Here is a 22601-nt window from a genome sequence, read left to right as displayed (position 1 = left end):
CGGGTGCGGGTCGCCGCGTCCTTCAGGCCCGCTGTAGTTCGTGACGTAGATCGTCCAGATCGGTCCCGCCCGCCATCTGCTGGGTCAACTCGTCCAGGGTTGTCTCGTCCCGCGTGCGGCTGCCCACCATCGTGCCGCGCTTCAGAAGCACGAAGCGGTCGCCCACGAGGTAGGCGTGATGAGGATTATGGGTGATCAACACAACACCCAATCCCTCGTCCCGTGCCGCCGCCACATACTTCAGCACGACCCCGGACTGCTTCACGCCCAGTGCCGCCGTCGGCTCGTCCAGGACGAGTACCTTCGCGCCGAAGTAGACCGCGCGCGCGATGGCCACGCACTGGCGCTCTCCGCCGGACAGGGTACCGATGGGCTGGTCGACGTCGCGCAGGTCGATGCCCATGCGGAGCAGTTCCGCACGGGCCGTGCGGCGCATGAAGTCGACGTCCAGGCGCTTGAAGGGACCCGTGCCCTTGCGGGGTTCCGAGCCCAGGAAGAAGTTGCGCCACACCGGCATGAGGGGGACCACCGCCAGGTCCTGGTAGACCGTGGCGATACCTCGGTCCAGGGCCTCGCGCGGGGAGGAGAGGGTCGTCTCCTCCCCCTCGATGCGCAGGGTGCCGGCGTCGTGCCGGTGCAGTCCCGCGACGATCTTGATCAGCGTCGACTTGCCCGCGCCGTTGTCGCCGAGGACACAGGTGATCTCGCCCGCGTGGACCTCCAGACAGACACCTTCGAGGGCGCGCGCGTTGCCGTAGTGCTTGCTGACGTCGGTCAGCTGGACGAGCGTCACTTGGCCGCCTCCGTGCGCTTGCGGACCCAGGCGTTGAGCAGGGTCGCGAGGAGCAGCATCGCTCCGAGGAAGAACTTGAACCAGTCGGGGTTCCACTCGGCGAAGACGATGCCCTTGCTGGTCATGCCGAACAGGAGCGCGCCGACCGCCGAACCCACCGCGCTGCCGTAGCCGCCGGTGATCAGACAGCCGCCGATGACGGCCGCGATGATGTAGATCAGCTCGTTGCCGACGCCCTCGCCGGACTGGACGGCGTCGTAGCTGAAGAGCAGGTGCTGGCCGGAGATCCAGGCGCCGACCGCCACCCCCATGTACAGGCCGATCTTCGTCTTCTCGACCGGGACGCCGACCGCGCGGGCCGCGTCCTGGTTGCCGCCGACCGCGAAGATCCAGTTGCCGGCGCGGGTGCGCAGCAGGATCCAGGAGGCGAGGGCGACGAGGCCGAGCCACCACAGGACGGTGACCTTGAGGTCGACGCCGCCGATCGTGAGGGTGGAGGCGAAGACGGCGTGGGCGGAGGGGAAGCCCTCCATGTCGGCGATCGTCTTGGTGGAGACCGTGCCGTCGATCAGTTTGGTGAAGCCGAGGTTCATGCCGGTCAGCATCAGGAAGGTGCCGAGGGTGACGATGAAACTCGGCAGCCTGGTGCGGGTCAGCACGAAGCCGTTGAAGGCGCCGATCGCGAGGGTGGCGAGCAGTGAGACGCCCACGCCGACCCAGGTGTCGGCGGTCATCTGGTAGCTGAACATCGACGAGATCAGCGCCGAGGAGGTCACCAGGACGCCCGCCGACAGGTCGAACTCGCCGCCGATCATCAGCAGGGCGACGGGCACCGCCATGATGCCGATCGTCGAGGAGGCGTACAGGACGGTGCTGAGGCCGGCGGGGCGTACGAAGCCGTCGGCGGCCAGGGCGAAGACGAGGAAGACGGCGAGGGCGCCGACGATCGAGCCGAGTTCGGGACGGATGAGCAGCTTCCGCAGCGGAGAGGTCTGCAGAATCCTTTCATCAACCGGCTTCTCGAGGGTGGCGCTCATCGGGTGCCCCGCTTCGTGTACTCCTCCAATACGGCGGCCTGGTCCTTGGTGACGATCTGCGGGCCGGTGAGCACCGGCTTGCCGCCGCCGAGGACGTCGCCGTTGTACTTGTACAGCCACAGCAGGTCGACCGCCTGGTAGCCCTGGAGGTAGGGCTGCTGGTCGACGGCGAAGCCCAGGGTGCCGGCCCTCAGCCCGGCGGCCACCTTGGCGTTGAGGTCGAAGGTGTCGACCTCCGCCTCGCTGCCCGCGTCACCCTTGGCCTTCACGGCGGTGTCGGCGTAGGGGGCGCCGAGCGTGACGACCGTGTCGATCGCCTTGTCGGCCTGGAGCCTGGCCTCGATCGCGGACTGCACGTCGGGCATGTCGGTGCCGTTGACGTAGAGGTTGTCCACCTCGCCGCCGAAGGTCTTCGCCACGCCGGCGCAGCGCTGCTCGTGGCCGACGTTGCCCTGCTCGTGCAGGACGCACAGGGCCTTCTTCCTCCCGCGCTCGTTCAGCTCCTCGCCGACCGCCTCACCGGCGACGGTCTCGTCCTGGCCGATGTGGGCGAGCGCGCCGAAGGCCTTGGACCGAGCGGAACCGGAGTTCACCGTGACCACCGGGATGCCGGCCTTCTCGGCGCGGGCCACCGCCGCCTTCAGGGCGTCGGGCTTGGCGAGGGTGACGATGATGCCGTCGACCTTCTTGTCGACCGCGGCGTCCACGAGCTGGGCCTGCTGCTGGGCCTCGTCGTCGTGCGAGTACAGGAAGTGGATGTTGTCCTTGACGGCGGCCTGCTCGGCGCCGCTCTGCACGATGTCCCAGAAGGTGTCGCCGTCCCCCGAGTGCGTGATCATCGCGAAGGTCCAGCGGGGGGTGTTCACCGCCGCCCTGCCCTGGGCGGCGGCGGCCTTGCGGGCGTCCTCGGCCCGTTTGCCGCCGGTACTGCTGCATCCGGCGAGAGCCAGGCCCAACGCTCCCGCCACCGCGATGCCTACCCAGGTCCGAAACCGTGCCACGAGGCCGTGCCCTTCTTGCTGTTGCTCCAGCTGTGTTCGCTGGCTGTGCTCCGACGTGCGCAAGGGGCCGGTGATCACGCTCGATGATCGGCTCACCAGCCCCAAGCGCACCATTGTCGGGCACAGGGAACAGACACCTCACGGCGGGGAGGAACTTTCGGTCGCATTGTCCGAACATGTAGCCGATGTGGCCGATGCGGCCGTCCCGGCGTCAAGGCCGTACGAGCAGCTGGAACTCGAAGGAGTAGCGCGTGGGCCGGTAGGTGTGGTCGCCGAACTCGACCGCGCGACCGGTGTCGTCGAAGGTGGTGCGCTGCATCGTGAGCAGCGGTGCGCCCTCCGTCTCCGCCAGCCGCTCGGCCTCGGCGGCCGTGGCACCCCGGGCGCCGATGGACTGCCGGGCGCTGTGCAGGGTGATCCCGGCGGAGCGCATCAGACGGTACAGGCCGGTCGCCTCCAGCTGGGCGGTGTCCAGGTCGAGCAGGCCGGGCGGCAGGTAGTTGATCAGGTACGCCATCGGCTCCCCGTGCGCCAGCCGCAGCCGCTCGATGCGGTGCACGTCGCTGTCCTCGGCGACGCCGAGCGCAGCCGCGACCTCGGCGGACGCCGGGACGACGGTGTTGACCAGCACCTTCGTCGCGGGACGCTGCCCGGCCGCCTCCAGGTCGTCGTAGAGGCTGCTGAGCTCCAGCGGGCGCTTGACCTGGCTGTGCACGACCTGCGTGCCGACGCCGCGGCGGCGGACGAGGAGGCCCTTGTCGACGAGGGACTGGATGGCCTGGCGGACGGTGGGCCGGGACAGGCCGAGCCGTGCGGCGAGCTCGATCTCATTGCCCAGAAGGCTGCCCGGGGTGAGGTCGCCGTGCTCGATCGCGGCCTCCAGCTGCTGGGAGAGCTGGAAGTACAACGGCACCGGCGAACTCCGGTCCACGCTGAGGTCGAGCGGCACTGTGGGGTCCACATCTGGTTTCGGCACGGGCCGAGCGTAGCTCCGTGGCTGGTTGACGGGAAGTTGTGTAGTCCGATTGTCCGGACATACGCATTGACAGCGTACGGGGTCGGCCCTCACTTTGTTTCCATGCGCATCGGGGTCATCGGGACGGGCCGCATAGGCACCATTCATGCGAACACGCTCAGCCGCCACCGCGAGGTCGGTTCCCTGATCCTCACGGACACGGAACCGGCGCGGGCGCAGGAGCTCGCGCACCGCCTCGGCGAGACGGCGGCGCCGGGAGTGGACGAGATCTTCAGGTGGGGTGTCGACGCCGTGGTGATCACGACGGCCACCTCGGCCCACGCCGAGCTGATCGGCCGGGCGGCACGCTCCGGCCTGCCCGTCTTCTGCGAGAAGCCGATCGCCCTGGACCTGCCGGGCACGCTGCACGCGCTGGCCGAGGTCGAGGCGGCCGGCACCGTCCTCCAGATGGGATTCCAGCGGCGCTTCGACACCGGCTACGCGGGCGCCCGCGAGGCGATCCGCTCGGGACGGCTCGGGCGGCTGCACACCGTACGGGCGCTGACCTCCGACCAGTCCCCGCCCTCCGCCGCCTGGCTGCCGCTGTCCGGCGGGCTGTACCGGGACACGCTGATCCATGACTTCGACGCGCTGCGCTGGGTGACGGGGCGGGAGATCGTCGACGTGTACGCGACCGGGTCGGACGCCGGGCCCGCGATGTTCCGGGAGGCCGGCGACGTCGACACGGGCGCGGCCCTCCTCACCCTGGACGACGGCACGCTGGCCACGACCACGGCGACACGGCTGAACGGCGCCGGCTACGACGTCCGCATGGAGCTCGCCGGGGAGCTGGACCAGATCGTGGTCGGCCTGGACGACCGTACGCCCATCGCGTCCACCGAGCCGACCGGGCCGCCGGCCGCGGACAAGCCGTGGACCGGCTTCCTGGAACGCTTCGGCCCCGCCTACGAGACCGAGCTGTGCGCCTTCGTCGAGGTCGTCCGCGGCGAGCGCGCCAACCCCTGCGACGGCCGTGAGGCCCTACAGGCCCTGCGGGTGGCCGAGGCCTGCGAACTGTCCCGCCGGGAGCGGAGGCCGGTACGGCTGGCGGAGATCCCGGGCGAACGGGAGTGGGCGTCGGGCTGACCCGCTGCCCGCCGGGACCCGCAGAGGCTTGCGGCGGCCCGGTCGCGGTGGCCGCCGCGCCCACGTGGCCCTTCATATGTCATATTTCGGACATATACCCGACGAAGGGCATGACATGAAGGTCGCAGTCATCGGCGGTACCGGGCTGGTCGGATCGCAGGTCGTCAAGAAGCTGAACGCCGCCGGGCACGAGGCGGTGCCGCACTCGCAGTCCACCGGAGTCGACGTCATCAGCGGCCAGGGGCTGGACGAGGCGGTGGCGGGGGCCGACGTCGTCGTCAACCTGACGAACTCCCCGACCTTCGACGAGGCCTCCCCGGCCTTCTTCCAGACCTCGATGGACAACCTCCTGGCCGCGGCCCGCAAGGGCGGCGTCAGCCACTTCGTCATCCTCTCGATCGTCGGGACGGACCAGGTGCCGGAGCTGGACTACTACCGGGCCAAGGCGCTCCAGGAGAAGATCCTCGCGGCCGGGCCGATCCCCTACTCGATCGTGCGGGCCACGCAGTTCATGGACTTCATGGACGCGGTCCTGTCCTGGACCGCTGACGCCGACACCGTCCGGCTGCCCGCCACGCCCATCCAGCCCATCGCCTCCAAGGACGTGGCCGCCGCAGTGGCGGAGGTCGCCGTCGGCGCCCCGCTGAACGGCATCCGCAACATCGCCGGCCCCGAGATCTTCGCCCTTGACGAGCTGGGCCGGATCACCCTGTCCCACAAGGGCGACAACCGTACCGTCGTCGTCGATCCCACCGCCGGCATGTTCGCCGCCGTCAAGGGTGACGTCCTCACCGACAACGAGGCCCACCTCGCCCCCACCCGCTACACCGACTGGCTCGCCTGATCCCCGTCGTCCAGCAGCCCCGCGTCATAGGCCAGCAGGGCGATCTGCACGCGGTTGTTCAGATCGAGCTTGGCCAGGATGCGGGAGACGTGGGTCTTGACGGTGGCGACGCTCATGAAGAGCCCGGCGGCGATCTGGGCGTTGGCGAGCCCGCGGCCGACCGCGACGGCGACCTCGCGTTCGCGGTCGTTGAGGGCGGCGAGCCGCGCACGCGCGCGTGCGCGCCGGGTGTCGGCGGCCGAGCCGGCCGCGTGCGCCATCAACTGGCGGGTGACGGTGGGCGACAGCACCGGGTCGCCGGCCGCGACCCGGCGGACCGCTTCGACGATCTCGGCGGGCGGCGTGTCCTTGAGGACGAACCCGGCGGCGCCCGCGCGCAGCGCCCGCAGCACCTGTTCGTCGGCGTGGAAGGTGGTGAGGACGACGACCTGCGGGGCGTCCTCGCGGGCACGCAGCCGCTCCGTGGCGGTCAGTCCGTCCACCGAGGGCATGCGGATGTCCATCAGGACGACGTCGGGACGGGTGCGCTCGACCAGCGCCTCGACCTCGGCGCCGTCGGCGGCCTCCCCCACGATCTCGATGTCGTCGGCGCCCCCCAGCATCAAGGACAGGCCCGCCCGCACCAGGGGGTCGTCGTCGACGAGCAGCAGTCTGATCGCAGCCATGGGCGTTACGTAATCACGCCCCGGCCCACGGCAACCAGGCCCGCACCTCGAAGCCGCCGCCTCCCGTCGCCCCGTGCTCCAGCCGTCCCCCGGCCAGGGTGGCCCGCTCGGTCAGACCGATCAGGCCCTGGCCCGAACCGGGGACGGGCGGCACCTCGGCCCCGGGAGCCGGATTGCGCACCGTGACCGCCAGGCCGTCGCCGGGCGCGCCCGCGACGGTGACCGTGACCTCCGTGCCGGGGGCGTGCTTACGGGCGTTGGTCAGGCACTCCTGGGCTATGCGGTAGGCGGTGCGGCCGACGGAGGCGGGGACGGCGGCGGAGTCCGTGACGCGGGCGTCGAGGGTGACCCGCATGCCCGCCGCGCGTGACTCGGCGACGAGGGCGTCCAGCGCGCCGAGCGTCGGCTGGGGCCGGCCCGCGTCGTCCCGCTCGCCCGCCCGCAGCACGCCGATGATCTCCCGCAGGTCCTGAAGGGCCTCGTGCGCGCTCTCCCGGATGACACCGGCGGCCCGGGCGATCTCCTCGGGGGGCGCGCCCGGCCGGAACTCCAGGGCTCCCGCGTGCACGCTGAGCAGTGTGAGCCGGTGGGCCAGCACGTCGTGCATCTCGCGGGCGATGACCTCCCGCGCGAGCCGCTGGGCCTGTTCGGCCCGCAGCCGCGCCTCGGTCTCCGCGCGGCGGGCGCGGTCGCGCAGGCTGAGCATCAGCTGCCGTTGGGAGCGGACGAACATGCCCCACCCGATGACCGAGAGGGTGAGCAGCATGGCGAACGCGACGATGCCCGCGAAGGGCATGTCGGGGTCGGGGCGCAGCCACAAGGTGACCGGGACGAGCGCGAGGTCGATGCCGCCGATCCAGGCCACGTACCGGAAGGGCCGGTGCACGGTGAGGGTGAACAGGGCGACCATGGCGGCGCCGCCCGCGGTGTCCGACAGGAAGCCGCCGGGGACCATGGCGACGGCCAGCCCGACCGGCCACCTGCGGCGCAGCCAGAGCGCCGCGCAGGCGAGCGCGCCGAGCAACTGGTCGACGACGGCGAGCGCGTGGGGCGTGTGGGGGTCGTGCCGCAGCGTGTCCGCCGCGGCCAGGCCCACGGCGACGGCGAGCAGGAAGCAGCAGAAGTCGACGAGCCAGTCGCGCGCGGTGCGCCGGGGCCGCCGCCCTGCGGTAGCGGCGTCCGGGTCCAGCTCGTGGATCAGGGCGGACGGGAACAGCCAACGGCGGCCCGTGAACGCCGGCGGCGCCCCGGCCGGCTTCTCAACCTGCGCGATCGACGACTTCACGGTCGGCAAATCTATGCGGCCACGGGACGGGCGACCGCCCCGTGCGCGGGATCGGCGACGAAAGTCGAGCGACCGTGGACTTTCGGCGGCCCGCCCCGGCGGCGGCACCGTCCTGCGGCGGGCACGACTCGCCCCGCGGCCGATGCGTGGGGGAAGGCCGCGGGGCGAGGGTCGTGTCATGAAACAGGTGCTGGAGCTGATCGGATTCATCGCCCTGGTGCAGGGCGTGCTCGGCCTGGTGCACGAGTTCACCCACTGGCGCGTGGGTCTCGTGCGGCGGCTCGGGTTCCTCGACGGCTACGAGGTCTACGCGAGCATCGCGCTCGTGGTGCTCGCGTTCGCGTTGTTCGCCGCCGCGGAGAGCCGGGGCTCCGGCTGAGCGCCGGCCGGGGCCCCGGCGGGTCGCGCCGTTCCCTCTGACCCGTCGACTCGGCTCAGCAGCCGAAGTCGACCAGGTCGAACGTGGCGTAGTGGTCCGCGGTGTAGTAGTCCTCCTGGTTCTCCTCGCCGGTGACGATGCGCCGTGCACCGCGCGTGGAGGAACCGGGGGTCTTCACCGTGTACTCGTGGTAGTAGCCGCTCGGCTGGCTGGGCAGGACGCGTTCCCGGTTAGAGAAGACGACCCCGTCCTGCGAGTACGGGAACGGACCGCCCTGGTCGATGAGCTTCAGGGTGGTGTACGCCTGCGAGGGCAGGTCGCTGTAGCAGATGCTGCCGACGGAGTCGGCGGCCGCGTCCGCCGTGCCGGCGGAGATGGTGCCGCCGACGAAGAGGGCGGACAGCAGGGCGACCGAGGCGCCGATGCGGGTGACGCGTGGGGGGAATCTCATGGGCCTCATGATGACGCGCGTAGACAGTGGCATGTCAATGACAAAGTTGAAGATTTTCCCGTCAAGTCCGTTGAGTTTTCGGGAAGTTAACCCGCGGGGCGCCGAGTCCGGCGGGGGCTAGGCGTTCTCGGGGAGTTCGTAGGAGCCGTAGTCGGGGCGCCCGGCGAAGTCGTACGACTGGATGGAGACGCCCGCTGCGGTGACCCGCCCGCCGGTGTGCCGGAAGGCGGTGGGGACGGCGCCCTCCGGGAAGAGGCGGCGGCCCGCGCCCAGGACGACCGGGAAGGTCAGCAGGTGGATCGTGTCGACGAGGTCGAGCCTGAGCAGGGACTGGACCAGGGCGCCGCTGCCGTGGACCTGGAGCTCGCCGTCCGTGCGCTCCTTGAGGGCGGTGACCTCCTTCGCCAGGTCGCCGTCGATCACGGTGGTGCCGGCCCAGTCGGGAGAGGTCAGGGTCGAGGAGGGGACGTACTTCGGGAGCGCGTTGAGCTTCGTGGCGACCGGGTCGGCGGGGTCGGTCATCTTCGGCCAGTAGGAGGCGAAGATCTCGTACGTACGGCGGCCCAGCAGGAAGGCGCCGACGCGGCCGAAGACCTCGTTGATGAACCGGCCGAAGTCCTCGTCGCCGTACGGGAAACTCCAGCCGCCCTGGTCGAAGCCGCCGCTGGGGTCCTCCTGGGGGCCGCCCGGCGCCTGGTAGACGCCGTCGAGGGTGACGAAGACGGTCGAGACGAGCTTGCCCATGACGGATGCCTTCTCTCGGGTGCGGGGTCTGCTGTCATCACCTCAGACCCCGCGCACACCCGCAACTCATCGGTTCAGCCGGCGTGGGTCGAGAAGAGGCCGCCGGTCGGGCCCTGCTTGTCGCCGCCCTGGGCCTTCTTCAGGGCGTTGGCGAGGCTCTCGATCGTGAGGGACTGAAGGATGACCCTGCCGTTGCCCTCCAGGGTGGCCAGGGACAGGCCCTCGCCGCCGAAGACGGCGTTCATGACCCCCTGGCGGTTGAGGCCGCCGACGCGCTGGACGCCGTACTGGATGCCCTCCTCGAAGGCGACGACGCAGCCGGTGTCGACCTCGATGCGGCCGCCGAAGTCGGCCGGGTCGAGGTCGATGAAGTTGCCCGCGCCGGCGATGATCACCGTGCCGTACCCGGTGAACTTCTCCAGGACGAAGCCCTCGCCGCCGCTCATGCCGGTGCGGCCGCCCTGGAAGGCGATGCCGAAGTCGACGGTGGACTCGGCGGCGACGAACGCGTCCTTCTCCGCGAACCACGCGCGCGTGCCGTCCAGTTCCAGGGCGCGCATCTCGCCGGGCAGCACGCCCGCGAAGCCCACGGTGCCCTGGCCGCCCTGGGCGGTGAAGTACTGGAACGCCAGCGACTCGCCGGCCAGCATGCGCTGGCCGACCTGCATGGCGGTGCCCATGGCCTGGCGCAGCATGCCGCCCATGCCGCCGTTACCGCCACCGCCGTTCTGGGACCGGCCGCCGTTGTTCGACGGTCCGCTCAGGCGGGTCTCCATGGTCACGTTCGTCGTTTTGAACAGGAACTTCCCCGCCTCGCAGTACACGGTCTGGCCGGGGCTGAGGTTGACGACCGCCATCTGCATGGCGTTGCCGACGATTTCTTGCTGAAGGGTCACGGGGGGAGAACGCGGGAGATGGAGTGAAGAGTTCCGGCCGGCCCGACATCGGTGTCCGTTCGCCGCCAGCGGTCGCCCGCCGGGGCCGCTGGGATGGACCCATGACCACAACCAATGGATCTCTCGAAGGATCTCTCGAAGGCAAGGTCGCCCTGGTGACCGGCGGCAGCCGCGGTATCGGGGCGGCGACGGCGCTGCGGCTCGCCCGGGAGGGCGCGGACGTCGCCCTGACGTACGTGAACGGCAAGGAGGCGGCCGCGGACGTCGTACGGGCCGTCGAGGCGCTGGGGCGCCGTGCGCTGGCCCTGCGCGCGGACTCGGCGGACGCGGAGGAGGCGGCGGGCGCGGTGGAACGCACGGCGCGGGAGCTGGGCGTGCCGGACGTGCTGGTGAACAACGTGGGCGTGGGCGTGCTCGGCCCGCTGGACGGCCTGTCGCTCGCCGACGTGGACCGGGTGCTGGCCGTCAACGTGCGCGGGGTGTTCCTGACCTCCCGGGCGGCTGCCGCGCGCATGGCCGCCGGGGGCCGGATCATCACGATCGGGTCGTGCATGACGCAACTGGTGCCGGGGCCCGGCGGGACGCTGTACGCGATGAGCAAGTCGGCCCTGATCGGGCTGACCAAGGCGCTGGCGCGGGAGCTCGGTGACCGCGGGATCACGGCCAACATCATCCATCCGGGGCCGATCGACACCGACATGAACCCGGCGGACGGGCCGTCCGCGGCGGGCCAGGCGGGGATGACGGCGCTGGGGCGGTACGGGACGGCCGACGAGGTGGCGGCGATGGTCGCGTATCTGGCGGGGGCCACCTATGTGACGGGGGCGGAGTTCTCCGTGGACGGGGGGTTCGCGGCGTGAGGGGTGGTGGGGTTGTTTCGCCCCCGCCACCCCTTCCCTTCCCGTCCCTGGGGGCTGCCGCCCCCAGACCCCCGCTTCGGCCCTGAAGGGGCCTCGTCCTCAAACGCCGGACGGGCCGGCATTGCCTGGGCCGACTTCAGCCGCCCAGCTCCCGGTGACGTACCGCCAGCTCCGCCGCTCCCGCCTCCGTCAGTGAGCCGAACAGCCGCAGGCGGGAGATGCCTCCGTCCGGGAATATGTCCACGCGCGCGTGCGTGCCGACGGCGGGGGCCGGGAGGGCGAAGCGGTGGTCGGTGTCGGGCTGGAGGCGGGTGCGGGGCAGGAGTTCCCGCCACTCGCCGTCCTCGCCGTCCTTCAGGGACACCGATGCCCAGCCGGCGCTGTTGCCCTTGAGGTACGCCGTGTCGATCTCCAGGGCCCTGACCTGCGCCTGGGCGGTCAGCCGGTAGCGGATCCAGTCGTGGCCGCGGTCGCGGCGACGGCGGGTCTCCCAGCCGTCGTCCATCTTGCGGGAGCGGCCCGGCTGGATGGTGTTGGCGGCCGGGGAGTAGAAGCGGTCGGAGGCGTCCTCGACCCGGCCCCCGTTCTCCAGGGCGACCACGTCGAAGGTGCCGAGGACCTCCAGCCACCGTGGGTCCGGGACGACCTCGCCGTACACGCGCAGGCGCGCGATGCCGCCGTCGGGGTGCTGGTTGACCCGCAGGTGGGTGATGCGCTGCTCCACCGATACGGAGAAACCGTTCGCCGCATGGCCGCCGACCGGCGTGCGCGGGACCAGCGTCGTCCACTTCACGTCGCCGGACAGGAGCTCCTCGGGGGACGGGGAGCCCGGCACCGAGGCGCCCTCGATCGACACCGCCTGCGGGTGGTTGCCACGGAAGTGGGCGGTGTCGACGACGATGCCCCGGATCACGCCCGGCGCGCCGAGGCGGACCAGCGCCCAGTCGTGGTCCTCCGCCGTGGGCCAGGGGTGCTCGGCCGAGGCGCCGCGCCGGCGGCGGGTCTCCCAGCCGTCCATGATCTTGCCCTTGTGCCCGAAGCGCTCCGGGTCGAACTCGGCCCGCCCGGGGACCAGCAGGTTCTCGCGCTCGGCGAAGAACTCGTCGTTGGCGGCGATGACACCCGCGCCGAGCCGCCGGTCGGCGAGGTCGGCGTGGTGGGTGAAGGGGAAGTCCGCGGTGCGGTAGTCCGCGTACGGGTCACCGCCTCCGTAGGGGTTCGCGTCACCGGTGAAGTGCGGAATCGCCGTCACGTCGATCAGGGGTTCCTTTCGGGTCTCGGCCGCTGCGGGTGCGGAGGCGGGGGTCAGGGGGTCCGGGTGAGCAGGCGGCCCTTCGGCTCGGTGAACTCGCCGTCCGCCACGATGCGTTGGCCGCGCAGCCAGGTGGACTTCACGACGCCGGTGAGGGTGCGGCCCGCGTACGCCGTGACCCGGTTGCGGTGCTGGAGCGCCGCCGGGTCCACGGTGAACGTCTCGTCCGGAGCGAGGACCGCGAAGTCGGCGTCGCGGCCCGGTGCGATGGCGCCCTTGCGGTCGAGGCCGACCAGTTCCGCCGTGCGCGCCGACATCCAGCGGACCACGTCCTCGAGGCCGTGCCCGCGCCTGCGGGCCTCGGTCCACACGGCGGCCAGGCTCAGCTGGAGGCCGGAGATGCCGCCCCAGGCGGTGGCGAAGTCGTCGGTCTTGAGGTCGGCGGTGGAGGGCGAGTGGTCGGTCACCACGCAGTCGATGGTGCCGTCGGCCAGCGCCTGCCACAGCAGGTCCTGGTTGGCGGCCTCGCGGATGGGCGGGCAGCACTTGAACTCGCTCGCGCCGTCCGGGACTTCCTCGGCGGTCAGGGTGAGGTAGTGAGGGCAGGTCTCGACCGTGACGCTGACACCGTCCGCCTTCGCTGCGGCGATCAGCGGCAGCGCGTCGCTGGAGGACAGGTGCAGCACGTGCACGCGCGCGTGCAGGCGCCTGGCCTGGGCGATCAGGCTCGCGATGGCCGTGTCCTCGGCGTGGCGCGGCCGGGAGGCGAGGAAGTCGGCGTAGCGGGGGCCGCCCTGTTGGGGGGCCGCGTCCAGGTGGTGCGGGTCCTCGGCGTGCACGATCAGCAGGCCGCCGAAGCCGGCGATCTCGGCCAGGGACCGGGCCAGCCTCTCCTGGTCGAGGTGCGGGAACTCGTCCACTCCGGACGGGGACAGAAACGCCTTGAAGCCGAAGACGCCGGCCTCGTGCAGCGGGCGCAGGTCCTTGACGTTGTCGGGCAGGGCGCCGCCCCAGAAGCCGACGTCGGTGTGGGCCTTGCCGGCGGCGGCCTCCCGCTTGGTGCGGAGGTGGCCGACCGTCGTGGTCGGCGGAAGGGAGTTGAGCGGCATGTCGACGAGGGTGGTGATGCCGCCGGCCGCCGCCGCGCGCGTGGCGGTCCAGAAGCCCTCCCACTCGGTGCGGCCGGGGTCGTTGACGTGGACGTGGGTGTCGACCAGGCCGGGCAGCAGGACGTGGTCTCCGAGGTCCTCCAGGCGGGCGCCCTCGGGTACGGGCTCGTCGTACGGCAGGACGGCCGTGATCGTCCCGGAGGACACCGCGACCGAGGCCGCACGGGTCCCTTCCGGGGTGATGACCCGCGTCGAGCGCAGCACCAGTTCAGCCTCGGACACCCCGGACCCCTCTCGGTCGCCGTTCACTCCCGGGAAACGGGATTTACATCCACGTAACGGACTTCAACGTTCTGTTGAAGGAGTCTTCACTCCCCCTACGCAGGAGTCAAGAGGCACACTGCTTCCCGGCACCCCAACCCGCCCTGTCTAGACTTTTCCGCACAGCGGAATTAAGCTTCCAAATAACAGAATACCGTTCGAAAGGAACGCGCCGTGCCGACGTCCCGCGCCAGCACCACCGAGTCCGCCCGGTCCGCGGGCGGCGGTGGGGTCCAGTCCCTCGAGCGCGCCTTCGATCTGCTCGAGCGGATGGCGGACGCGGGCGGCGAGGTCGGCCTCAGTGAGCTCTCGGCGAGCAGCGGGCTGCCGCTGCCCACCATCCACCGCCTGATGCGCACGCTCGTGGCCTGCGGATACGTACGCCAGCAGCCCAACCGGCGCTACGCCCTCGGCCCGCGCCTGATCCGCCTGGGCGAGTCGGCCTCCCGGCTGCTCGGCACCTGGGCCCGCCCCTACCTCGCCCGCCTGGTCGAGGAGACCGGCGAGACGGCGAACATGGCACTGCTCGACGGGGACGAGGTCGTGTACGTGGCGCAGGTGCCGTCCAAGCACTCCATGCGCATGTTCACCGAGGTCGGCCGGCGCGTCCTGCCGCACTCCACCGGCGTGGGCAAGGCCCTGCTCGCCACCACCCCGGACGAGGAGGTGCGCGCCCTGCTGGCCCGCACCGGCATGCCGGCCGCGACCGAGAAGACGATCACCACACCGGAGGGCTTCCTGGCGGCCCTGGCGGACGTGCGCCGCCAGGGCTACGCGGTCGACGACAACGAGCAGGAGATAGGAGTCCGCTGCCTCGCGGTGTCCGTCCCGGACTCCCCCACCGCCACCGCCATCTCGATCTCCGGCCCGGCCGGGCGGGTCACCGAGACGGCCACGGAGCGGATCGTGCCGGTTCTTCAGCAGGCGGCGGCGGAACTGTCCCAGGCGCTGTCGTCCTGAGCCGGTGCCCGGCACCGGAACCGGGCGTCAGCCGCGCGGCGGCTCGCCGAACAGGTCCACGGCGTCACGGACGTCCGACAGGCCCCGCGAGAGGGCGCTGACGGAGCCGATCGCGCTCGCGATCAGTAAAAGGGAGCGGCGCAGCCGCGGTATCTCGGGGATTCCGCCGGACGTCATCGCGGCCATCGCGGCGAGTTCGTCCTCGGCGATCCCCCGGTCGGGGAACTCCGCGGGATGCGCGGCCAGTTCCCGGCGCAGGCGGGACACCGCGGTCCGCAGTTCCGCCACCCTCGAATCCTCGTCGCTGCCGGTCACCGGCCTCTGCCCCAAGCTCCGCAACACAGCCCTCCCCCTCACGCTCCGTCGTGCGCCCACGCTCCCCGTCTCCCCCCGGCGCACGCCCCCCATGGCACTGGCCGGGCGTCGGGGACGCGGGCCAGTAAACGCCACCCGGTGCGGGGTGCGCCAGCGTGCGGACGGAAATTCAGCCCGCGGAGACCGGCCGCTCCCCCCGGCGTCGGGTATGCAGGACGCATGACGGACAACCAGCACCGGATCGCCGGGCTGCTCCTCGCCGCGGGGGGCGGAAGACGGCTCGGCGGACGGCCCAAGGCACTGCTCGAACACCGCGGCCGACCCCTGGTGGAGCACACGGCCGGGGTACTGCGCGCGGCCGGCTGCGAGCGGGTGCACGTGGTCCTCGGGGCCGGCGCGGACGTCGTACGGGAGCGGGCGCGGCTGGCCGGATGCGTGCTCGTCGACAACCCGGGGTGGGAAGCGGGCATGGGCACATCGCTGCGGGCGGGGCTGGACTCGCTGGCCGGCACCGGCGCCCGGGCCGCGCTGGTCTCGCTCGTCGACCAGCCGGGCATCGGGCCGGAGGCGGTGGCGCGGGTGCTCGCCGCGTACCGGGACGAGCGGTCCCTGGTCTCGGCGGCCTACGACGGGGTGCGCGGCCACCCCGTGCTGCTCGGCGCGGCCCACTGGGCGGGTATCGCGGCGACTGCGACGGGGGACCGGGGGGCACGCGCGTATCTGAGGGAGAACGCCGGGGCGATCACGCTCGTCGAGTGCGGGGACGTGGCACGGCCCTACGACATCGACACCGAGGCCGACCTCGCGCACCTTGAATAGAGGGGTGGCCTCAACATCAACAAACCATTGAAGTTCCACGATGAGGAAACTAGTATCCACTGACACCCGGTGCCACCGCTGAAGGAAGTGACAGCTCATGTCCGCACCAGCGCCGTCTCCGCTGGCCATCGTCGACGCCGAGCCCCTGCCCCGGCAGGAGGAGGTCCTGACCGACGCGGCGCTCGCCTTCGTGGCCGAGCTGCACCGGCGGTTCACCCCGCGCCGTGACGAACTCCTCGTCCGCCGTGCCGAGCGCCGCGCCGAGATCGCCCGCACCTGCACGCTCGACTTCCTCCCCGAGACGGCCGCGATCCGCGCCGACGACTCCTGGCGGGTGGCCCGGGCCCCGGCCGCCCTGAACGACCGCCGGGTGGAGATCACCGGCCCCACCGACCGCAAGATGACCATCAACGCGCTCAACTCGGGCGCCCGCATCTGGCTCGCCGACTTCGAGGACGCCTCCGCGCCCACCTGGGAGAACGTGGTCCTCGGCCAGCTCAATCTGGTCGACGCCTACACCCGGAACATCGACTTCACCGACCCGGCCTCCGGCAAGTCGTACGCCCTGCGCCCGGACGAGGAACTGGCGACCGTCGTCATGCGCCCCCGCGGCTGGCATCTGAACGAGCGTCACCTCGTCGACGCCGACGGCCGCCAGGTCCCGGGCGCCCTCGTCGACTTCGGCCTGTACTTCTTCCACAACGCCCAGCGCCTCCTCGACCTCGGCAAGGGCCCGTACTTCTACCTGCCGAAGACCGAGTCGCACCTCGAGGCCCGCCTCTGGAACGAGGTGTTCGTCTTCGCGCAGGACTACATCGGCCTACCGCAGGGCACCGTCCGCGCCACCGTCCTGATCGAGACGATCACGGCCGCGTACGAGATGGAGGAGATCCTCTACGAACTCCGCGACCACGCCTCCGGGCTGAACGCCGGCCGCTGGGACTACCTGTTCTCCATCGTCAAGAACTTCCGTGACGGCGGCGCGAAGTTCGTCCTGCCGGACCGCAACTCGGTCACGATGACCGCCCCGTTCATGCGGGCGTACACCGAACTCCTCGTCCGTACCTGCCACAAGCGCGGCGCGCACGCGATCGGCGGCATGGCGGCGTTCATCCCCTCGCGCCGGGACGCGGAGGTCAACAAGGTCGCCTTCGAGAAGGTCCGCGCCGACAAGGACCGTGAGGCGAACGACGGTTTCGACGGCTCCTGGGTCGCCCACCCCGACCTGGTGCCGATCGCCATGGAGTCCTTCGACCGGGTGCTCGGCGACAGGCCGAACCAGAAGGACCGTCTGCGCGAGGACGTCCACGTGACGGCCGCCGACCTGATCGCGATCGACTCCCTCGACGCCCGGCCCACGTACGACGGGCTCGTCAACGCCGTCCAGGTGGGCATCCGTTACATCGAGGCGTGGCTGCGCGGCCTCGGCGCGGTCGCCATCTTCAACCTGATGGAGGACGCGGCCACCGCCGAGATCTCCCGCTCGCAGATCTGGCAGTGGATCAACGCGGGCGTCGAGTTCGAGCACGACGGGACCACGATGAAGGCCACCCCGGAGCTGGCGCGGCAGGTGGCCGCTGCGGAACTGGACGGCATCCGGAAGGAGATCGGCGAGGAGGCCTTCGCGGCCGGGCACTGGCAGCAGGCCCACGACCTGCTGCTGAAGGTCGCCCTCGACGAGGACTACGCGGACTTCCTGACGCTGCCGGCGTACGAGCAGCTCAAGGGCTGACTCTCACGCGGGCGTGTCCGAGTGGCCCAGGGACCTGCCCGGGGCCACTCGGTCGCGTACGGCCCGCTTCACCGCCGTCGGCTCCGGGAAGCCCTGCTCCCGGCGGTCCCACACCACCTCGTCGCCGACGCGGACCGTGAAGACCCCGCCCTTGCCGGGCTTCAGGGACAGCTCGGTCAGCTCGTCCTCGAAGGTCGTCAGCAGCTCCTGCGCCAGCCAGGCCGCACGGGGCAGCCAGCGGCACTGGGTGCAGTACTCGATCTCGACACGGTGGCTCATTGCAGGTGCACCGACCAATCCTGTTCCGCGGCCGGCTTGCCGTGCAGGTCGGGGACCCGCTTGAGCCAGTTCGGCCGGCCCTGCTGTGTCCGCGCCGCGCGCCGGGCCTCCTCGGCGGCGAGTTCCTCCCGGCTGGGGAAATCGGTGGGCAGCCAGGCCTCGGAGGCCCGCACGCGCGCGTGGAGGTAGTCCACGTACGCCCCGCGGATGTCGTCCGGCGTGGCGAAGCCCTCCTCGCCGGCCAGCCAGGCGTCCGGGACCTCGGCCACGATGTCCCGCAGCAGCTCCCGGGTGACCTTCCCGGCCAGCTCGGCGTCGGCGGCCCGGACGTCGGGGGTGTAGTGGCCGAGCGCGTGATGACGGAAGTCGTACGCCTTCGCGGGGTCGGACGCGTCCCAGCGGTGGTGGAAGACCAGGGCGGCGCCGTGGTCGATGAGCCACAGGCGCGGCGGGACCGTCCCGAAAGTGGGCCAGACCATCAGGTTCGAGCTGTGGACCGTGCGGTCGACGTTCACGGTCAGGGCGTCGAGCCAGACGATCCTGCCCGCCTCGAGCGGGTCCACCGGGAAGATCTCGGCGACCTCCGGGGTGAAGTCCTTGGCTCCCGGCAGGTGGTCCATGCCGAGATTGACGCCGGCGCTGGCGCCGTGCAGCTCCCGTACCTCCTGGTGGGGCTCGTGGGCGGCGATCGCCGGGTCGAAGTGCACCAGGACCAGTTCGGGGAAGCGCAGACCGAGCGCACGGGCGAGTTCGCCCACGATCACCTCGGCGACCAGCGCCTTGCGGCCCTGCGCGGAGCCGGTGAACTTCACGACGTACGTGCCGAGGTCGTCGGCCTCTACGACTCCGGGGACGGAGCCACCTGCCCGGAGGGGTGCGATGTAGCGGGTCGCAGTGACAGCTCTCAGCATTTCCTCAAGCCACCCGGCTCATTGACCTTGCAATCCATGGTCGCCCTCTGAGGTGTGCCAGCCCGTCAATGGCCGTCCGCCCCTTGCTTCCAGCCTCCGGCCTCCGGCATGAAGTGAGCATAGTAACCGAGTGTGATCGCCGGTGAGGAGTGCCCGAGCCACCGTGCCACGGTCACCACGGACTCTCCCGCCTCCAGCATGATCGAGGCACAGGTGTGCCGCAGCACGGAGCGGGGGAGTTGCCGCTGCCCTTCCCAGGCAGGGTTGTCGCAGTGCGCGGCTTGGCCGGTGGCCTCCAGCAGCCACCAGGTCGAGGACGTACGGGAGGAAGTCATACCCGTGACGGTGGACGACGGCACTGACACCCCGGGCGCAGCGGTGAGGTGCTCGAAAACCAGTGGATCAGCGCCGCTGTGCGCCACTACCGTGCTGCCGAACCAAGTCGCCCAGGCAAGGACGTGCCCGTTGTACACCCTGTGAGACCTCCCGAGCGCTGATTTGTCGCGCGTCGCGCATGTGCGCCGCGCTCCTTTTTGCTGCGGACTTCTCACTGAAACCGGTGTACTTCTGTGCTCAATAGCTGGGTGGTCATGCCCACCTGCCTGCCGACCGTTCTCCGCCGTTGCCACTCGTGCGCGTCCGAGCGCTTCCGGGCAAACGGCAAATTTCGCATCAACGCAAACCACAAGCTCCTCGACGCCTGGCTCCTCGTGCTCTGTACCGCCTGCGGGGACACGGCGAAGCTCACGGTCCTGGAGCGGATGAACGTGCGCTCCGTGCGACCTGAGCTGCTGGACCGGATGCATGACAACGACCCTGGCCTGGCAGCCGAGCTGCTCCAGGATCCGGTCGTGCGGCGCCGTAACCGCATCGCCCTCGACTGGGACAACGCATGGCGCCTCGACACCGGCGGATCGGATCACCTGGACCGCGAGGTGATCGACATCTCGGTCCGCTTTGCGGCGCGGATCCCTGTCCGGCCGGTGCGACTGATCGCTGAAGGTTGCGGTCTTTCGCGGGCCGAGGTCGAGCGACTGATCACGGAGGGGAACCTTGTTTCGGCAGTCCGGCTGAATGGCAAGCTCTCCGGCGACTTCGCCTTCACTCTCAAGCGCTGAGCCCTCTTCGGGACCGGGGCCTGTCCGGCAAGATCCGCTGGACAGGCCCTGGCGAGCGCCGGCGTCCTCCTCGTCCTGCGCCCGCACGGGGCTCACAGGCAGCGCATCAGGGTGGAAGAACCTCCGGTCCCCGCCCACACATCCGCCGCCGGGCACGGCTCCTACGATCGGGTTGGCCTCACGGACTTCCTTTTCGCACCGTTCGCACCCGGAGCTCCCGCCACCCCTCAGGAGCTGGGGCAGACGACCGTGCCGGCCACGTTCACGCCCGTGATCGGCTGATCAGGTCCCCAAAAGGTCGGTGTAGCCGTACTCGCAGCCGCGAAGCTGAGTCGCTTGTGGTCAGAGCTCACCTTTACCCGGATTTTCGTGGGCTTGCCTGCCTCCACGTCGAACCCGTCAGCGTTACTGCCCTCATGCAGAGAAAAGGGATCATCTCTTGCAGAGCGCCACGATCCTGAGACCGAAGTTTCCCATCCGCTCCCATGCTCGGTGGTCACGCGCTCCACTTGAAAAAATATGCCCTTCCGCGGCATCCCATATTCATTGAGACCAGGGCGACTCATGATCGTGTATGTCCAAGCCCGTCGACCCACCCCGTACGGCCGGTTTTCGCAGCGCACCCGCTCACGCGCTCCCGCCTTTGTGATCCGCAGCCTGGCGGCCCAGCCCCCGCTCATTTCGAGCAGTGCGCCAGCAGCGTCTCGCACGCCAGGAAGTCGTGGTGCCGAATGAACGGAGCGATCACCGACTGAGGCCACAAAACGGGGACCCGACTGCACTCCCCAGGTCGGTGGAGGCGTCGACTGGGACGGTGCCGCAGTTTTCGTGCGACTCGGCGAGCGGCTGGGGGTTGCCGACGCTCTCCTGCTCTTTGACGTTTGTGCTCCACCAGGGTCCGACGACGGGCGCTCCGGAGATGCCGTGGGTCCGCCGCACGCCACCAAGAGTGCAATCAGAGGAGGGGCCAGGGGAAATCCGAGCCTAGCCATCGACACGGTCACTCCTTGACCTCCCATCCGTCGACAATGGAGTTGACGCACGCAGGAACTGGGGAGGCGAATCAACTCCGGGCATCACTCTTCTTCGTACTCGGGGGGGATCCCTGTCGTGACGGACGTGTCTTGACAACCCGCAACCGCGCTGGCCGACGGGATCCACGAATCCGTGACATGCCGGAAGACTCGTCTGCGCGGTGCGGATCATGTACGGGCCAGTGGGTTCGGCAGCGGCAGGTAGCGGGCGTCGGCGCCGTCCGCGCCGGTCCAGCGCAGCAGCAGGTTCGTCTTGCCGGGCAGGGCGGGCGAGGCGAGCAGGGCGGGGATCTCCGGGAGGGTGTGGGCCGCGAGGGCGCGGCGGGCGGCGGGCCAGGGGTCGACGCTCGGGTGGTGCTCGGTCAGGACGGCGGCGATCTCGGTGAGGTGGTTGACGACGAGGCAGTACACCAGCCGTTCCCAGCCGGCCGCGCGGGAGACGTCCGACAGCAGCTTGACGCCCTCCGCGTCCCGGAACAGCGCCTGGACGGGCGTGCCGGACGCGTCGACGGCGACCAGGGTGTTCTGAAGGTGCGCCTCCAGCACCACGCCGTGATCGGCGAAGGCGGTCAGGGCCGGGGGGACCACCTGGCGCAGGTACGCCTCCCACCAGGCCGCCGGGTCGGTGGCGCGGGCCAGCGGGTTGCCGTCGAAGCCCTCCACGAGTCCGGCGGCGAGCAGGGGGGTGGCGCCGGGCAGCAGGTGGCCGCGCAGTCCGTCGCGGACCAGGACGGCCAGTTCCTCGAAGGCGAAGGCGGCGGTGCGGTAGCCGCGGTCGCCGAGCCAGGCCGCCGGGCCGTCGCTCGCGGCGAGGGCCACGGTCGCGGCCGTGTCGTTGCGGCGCAGTTTCGTCAGGTCGTGGCGCCACAGGCGGCGGATGTCGTTGGTGATGCGCACGTCCAGGCTGAACTTCAGGTACAGGTCGCGGCGGGGCTCGTACAGGGTGCGCACCGCCGCCGTCGGCCAGGCCTCGAACGGGGTCGTGCCCAGACGGACCAGGCGGCCGTCGGCGAAGGCGGGGGCGAGGGCGGCTCCGGCGAGGTCGAGCTGCCAGGGGTGGGCGGGTAGCAGCCGGTAGCCGGGCGGAGCGGTGCCCAGGGCGTCGAGCGCGGAGGTGTCGCCCTCCTCGGCCACCTCGTCCTCGCGCACGCCGAGCAGCACCAGCGGGAAACGGGCGTGTGCCTCGGGGGCGTACGGCAGCCAGCCGGCCACGGGGCCGCCGCCGCGTGCCTTGGGCGCGGGGTGGTGAGGATGTCCGGTGATGAGGGACTGTTCGGAGCGCAGGTACGGGTCGTCGGGCGGCGTCGCCCGGGCGCGCGCGGTGAGCAGCGCGGCGACCGCGTCCCGGCTGTCGATCATCTCGATGGGCAGTTCGTCGTTGGAGATCCCCGTGTGCCGGCGCAGCTCCTCGGCGACCAGTTTCACCAGCTCGGTGTGGCCGACGCGCTGCCAGACGCCGGCCGTGCGCACCTCGGGCTCGGCGGGCCGCCGCCGGCCCCGCACCCGCAGCAGGCGGCCGGTGCCGGGCAGCCGGTACGTCCGCCGTTCCCCGGTCGCGGCGAGCTGCTCGGCCACCTCCCGCAGCAGACAGTTGAGCAGGGGGGTGGCCGCGTACGCGTCGGCGCGTTCCGCGTCGCGGTCGCTCGGGGGCATGTGGTCCACGCGATCCATTCGTTCTTCGTCCGGGATCCGATC

Annotated in this window: 24 protein-coding genes; 8 read left to right on the top strand and 16 right to left on the bottom strand. The window is 71.1% G+C overall.

All coding sequences use genetic code 11. The features are described from left to right. Positions 1–22 precede the first annotated feature (22 nt). From ACWGJM_RS09085 to ACWGJM_RS09070, 4 genes are all read right to left on the bottom strand, one after another. Positions 23–793, bottom strand: coding sequence for an ATP-binding cassette domain-containing protein (locus tag ACWGJM_RS09085; RefSeq protein ID WP_453411000.1), 771 nt, complete (start codon positions 791–793; stop codon positions 23–25). Further along, positions 790–1830: an ABC transporter permease gene (locus ACWGJM_RS09080; RefSeq protein ID WP_453410999.1), complete on the bottom strand. Its 1041-nt coding sequence runs from the start codon at positions 1828–1830 to the stop codon at positions 790–792. The genes ACWGJM_RS09085 and ACWGJM_RS09080 overlap by 4 nt, the downstream gene beginning before the upstream one ends. Next, complete coding sequence (locus ACWGJM_RS09075; protein WP_453410998.1) at positions 1827–2831, bottom strand: sugar ABC transporter substrate-binding protein; 1005 nt, start codon at positions 2829–2831, stop codon at positions 1827–1829. Before ACWGJM_RS09075 ends, ACWGJM_RS09080 begins: the two co-directional genes overlap by 4 nt. Positions 2832–3042: 211 nt before the next feature. Next, positions 3043–3780: a GntR family transcriptional regulator gene (locus ACWGJM_RS09070; protein WP_453411233.1), complete on the bottom strand. Its 738-nt coding sequence runs from the start codon at positions 3778–3780 to the stop codon at positions 3043–3045. Positions 3781–3909: 129 nt separating this feature from the next. On the opposite strand from ACWGJM_RS09070, the gene ACWGJM_RS09065 reads away from it, so the two are divergent. Together ACWGJM_RS09065 and ACWGJM_RS09060 are read left to right on the top strand one after the other, a co-directional pair. Then, entirely contained in the window at positions 3910–4932 is a 1023-nt protein-coding gene (locus ACWGJM_RS09065; RefSeq protein ID WP_453410997.1) for a Gfo/Idh/MocA family protein, read from the top strand. A 115-nt stretch (positions 4933–5047) separates the two neighbouring features. Next, entirely contained in the window at positions 5048–5776 is a 729-nt protein-coding gene (locus ACWGJM_RS09060; protein ID WP_453410996.1) for an SDR family oxidoreductase, read from the top strand. Here ACWGJM_RS09060 and ACWGJM_RS09055 read toward each other — a convergent pair. Continuing rightward, the gene (locus tag ACWGJM_RS09055; protein ID WP_453410995.1) at positions 5755–6441 is read right to left on the bottom strand and encodes a response regulator transcription factor; all 687 of its coding nucleotides are present in this window, start codon (positions 6439–6441) and stop codon (positions 5755–5757) included. The two genes, ACWGJM_RS09060 and ACWGJM_RS09055, sit on opposite strands and share 22 nt — an antisense overlap. Positions 6442–6454: 13 nt before the next feature. After that, on the bottom strand, positions 6455–7726 hold the full coding sequence (locus tag ACWGJM_RS09050) for a sensor histidine kinase (RefSeq protein ID WP_453410994.1): 1272 nt from the start codon (positions 7724–7726) through the stop codon (positions 6455–6457). Between the two features lie 178 nt (positions 7727–7904). Between ACWGJM_RS09050 and ACWGJM_RS09045 the strand changes: the two genes are divergently transcribed. Further along, positions 7905–8105 carry a hypothetical protein gene (locus ACWGJM_RS09045; protein WP_453410993.1) on the top strand — a complete coding sequence of 67 codons (201 nt, stop codon included), beginning with the start codon at positions 7905–7907 and terminating at the stop codon, positions 8103–8105. A 55-nt stretch (positions 8106–8160) separates the two neighbouring features. Here the strand turns inward: ACWGJM_RS09045 and ACWGJM_RS09040 are convergent, their stop codons facing one another. The 3 genes from ACWGJM_RS09040 to ACWGJM_RS09030 form a co-directional block, all read right to left on the bottom strand. After that, positions 8161–8556, bottom strand: a complete 396-nt coding sequence (locus tag ACWGJM_RS09040; RefSeq protein WP_453410992.1) for a ribonuclease domain-containing protein — start codon at positions 8554–8556, stop codon at positions 8161–8163. A gap of 117 nt (positions 8557–8673) precedes the next feature. Continuing rightward, on the bottom strand, positions 8674–9300 hold the full coding sequence (locus ACWGJM_RS09035) for a dihydrofolate reductase family protein (protein WP_453410991.1): 627 nt from the start codon (positions 9298–9300) through the stop codon (positions 8674–8676). Between the two features lie 74 nt (positions 9301–9374). After that, the gene (locus tag ACWGJM_RS09030) at positions 9375–10196 is read right to left on the bottom strand and encodes an AIM24 family protein (protein WP_453410990.1); all 822 of its coding nucleotides are present in this window, start codon (positions 10194–10196) and stop codon (positions 9375–9377) included. A gap of 101 nt (positions 10197–10297) precedes the next feature. Here ACWGJM_RS09030 and ACWGJM_RS09025 point away from each other — a divergent pair, with 101 nt between their 5' ends. After that, on the top strand, positions 10298–11056 hold the full coding sequence (locus ACWGJM_RS09025; RefSeq protein ID WP_453410989.1) for an SDR family oxidoreductase: 759 nt from the start codon (positions 10298–10300) through the stop codon (positions 11054–11056). Positions 11057–11192: 136 nt separating this feature from the next. Here the strand turns inward: ACWGJM_RS09025 and alc are convergent, their stop codons facing one another. Next, complete coding sequence (gene alc / locus ACWGJM_RS09020) at positions 11193–12308, bottom strand: allantoicase (RefSeq protein ID WP_453410988.1); 1116 nt, start codon at positions 12306–12308, stop codon at positions 11193–11195. Positions 12309–12361: 53 nt separating this feature from the next. After that, a complete protein-coding gene (allB, locus tag ACWGJM_RS09015) occupies positions 12362–13699 on the bottom strand; it encodes an allantoinase AllB (protein WP_453410987.1) in 1338 nt (445 codons plus the stop codon). A 213-nt stretch (positions 13700–13912) separates the two neighbouring features. Between allB and ACWGJM_RS09010 the strand changes: the two genes are divergently transcribed. Then, positions 13913–14698: an IclR family transcriptional regulator gene (locus ACWGJM_RS09010; RefSeq protein ID WP_453410986.1), complete on the top strand. Its 786-nt coding sequence runs from the start codon at positions 13913–13915 to the stop codon at positions 14696–14698. 27 nt (positions 14699–14725) lie between these two features. Here the strand turns inward: ACWGJM_RS09010 and ACWGJM_RS09005 are convergent, their stop codons facing one another. After that, positions 14726–15040, bottom strand: a complete 315-nt coding sequence (locus ACWGJM_RS09005) for a DUF5955 family protein (protein WP_453410985.1) — start codon at positions 15038–15040, stop codon at positions 14726–14728. 192 nt (positions 15041–15232) lie between these two features. On the opposite strand from ACWGJM_RS09005, the gene ACWGJM_RS09000 reads away from it, so the two are divergent. Together ACWGJM_RS09000 and aceB are read left to right on the top strand one after the other, a co-directional pair. Further along, on the top strand, positions 15233–15832 hold the full coding sequence (locus ACWGJM_RS09000) for a nucleotidyltransferase family protein (protein WP_453410984.1): 600 nt from the start codon (positions 15233–15235) through the stop codon (positions 15830–15832). A gap of 97 nt (positions 15833–15929) precedes the next feature. Next, a complete protein-coding gene (gene aceB, locus ACWGJM_RS08995) occupies positions 15930–17564 on the top strand; it encodes a malate synthase A (protein ID WP_453410983.1) in 1635 nt (544 codons plus the stop codon). Between the two features lie 3 nt (positions 17565–17567). Here aceB and ACWGJM_RS08990 read toward each other — a convergent pair whose 3' ends face one another. The 3 genes from ACWGJM_RS08990 to ACWGJM_RS08980 all read right to left on the bottom strand — a co-directional run bounded on the left by ACWGJM_RS08990 (position 17568) and on the right by ACWGJM_RS08980 (position 19089). Then, complete coding sequence (locus ACWGJM_RS08990; protein WP_390735733.1) at positions 17568–17843, bottom strand: SelT/SelW/SelH family protein; 276 nt, start codon at positions 17841–17843, stop codon at positions 17568–17570. Beyond that, positions 17840–18754: a HipA family kinase gene (locus tag ACWGJM_RS08985; RefSeq protein WP_453410982.1), complete on the bottom strand. Its 915-nt coding sequence runs from the start codon at positions 18752–18754 to the stop codon at positions 17840–17842. Before ACWGJM_RS08985 ends, ACWGJM_RS08990 begins: the two co-directional genes overlap by 4 nt. Positions 18755–18819: 65 nt before the next feature. Further along, a complete protein-coding gene (locus ACWGJM_RS08980) occupies positions 18820–19089 on the bottom strand; it encodes a tyrosine-type recombinase/integrase (protein ID WP_453410981.1) in 270 nt (89 codons plus the stop codon). A gap of 255 nt (positions 19090–19344) precedes the next feature. Between ACWGJM_RS08980 and ACWGJM_RS08975 the strand changes: the two genes are divergently transcribed. Continuing rightward, positions 19345–19872: a DUF1062 domain-containing protein gene (locus tag ACWGJM_RS08975; protein WP_453411232.1), complete on the top strand. Its 528-nt coding sequence runs from the start codon at positions 19345–19347 to the stop codon at positions 19870–19872. A gap of 1202 nt (positions 19873–21074) precedes the next feature. Here the strand turns inward: ACWGJM_RS08975 and ACWGJM_RS08970 are convergent. Then, positions 21075–22577, bottom strand: a complete 1503-nt coding sequence (locus ACWGJM_RS08970) for an IucA/IucC family protein (protein WP_453410980.1) — start codon at positions 22575–22577, stop codon at positions 21075–21077. Between the last annotated feature and the right edge of the window lie 24 nt (positions 22578–22601).

The organism is Streptomyces sp. NPDC054834 (assembly GCF_053611185.1).
Note: the sequence above shows the minus strand (reverse complement) of the source record. Positions and strands in the feature narration are given on the sequence as shown.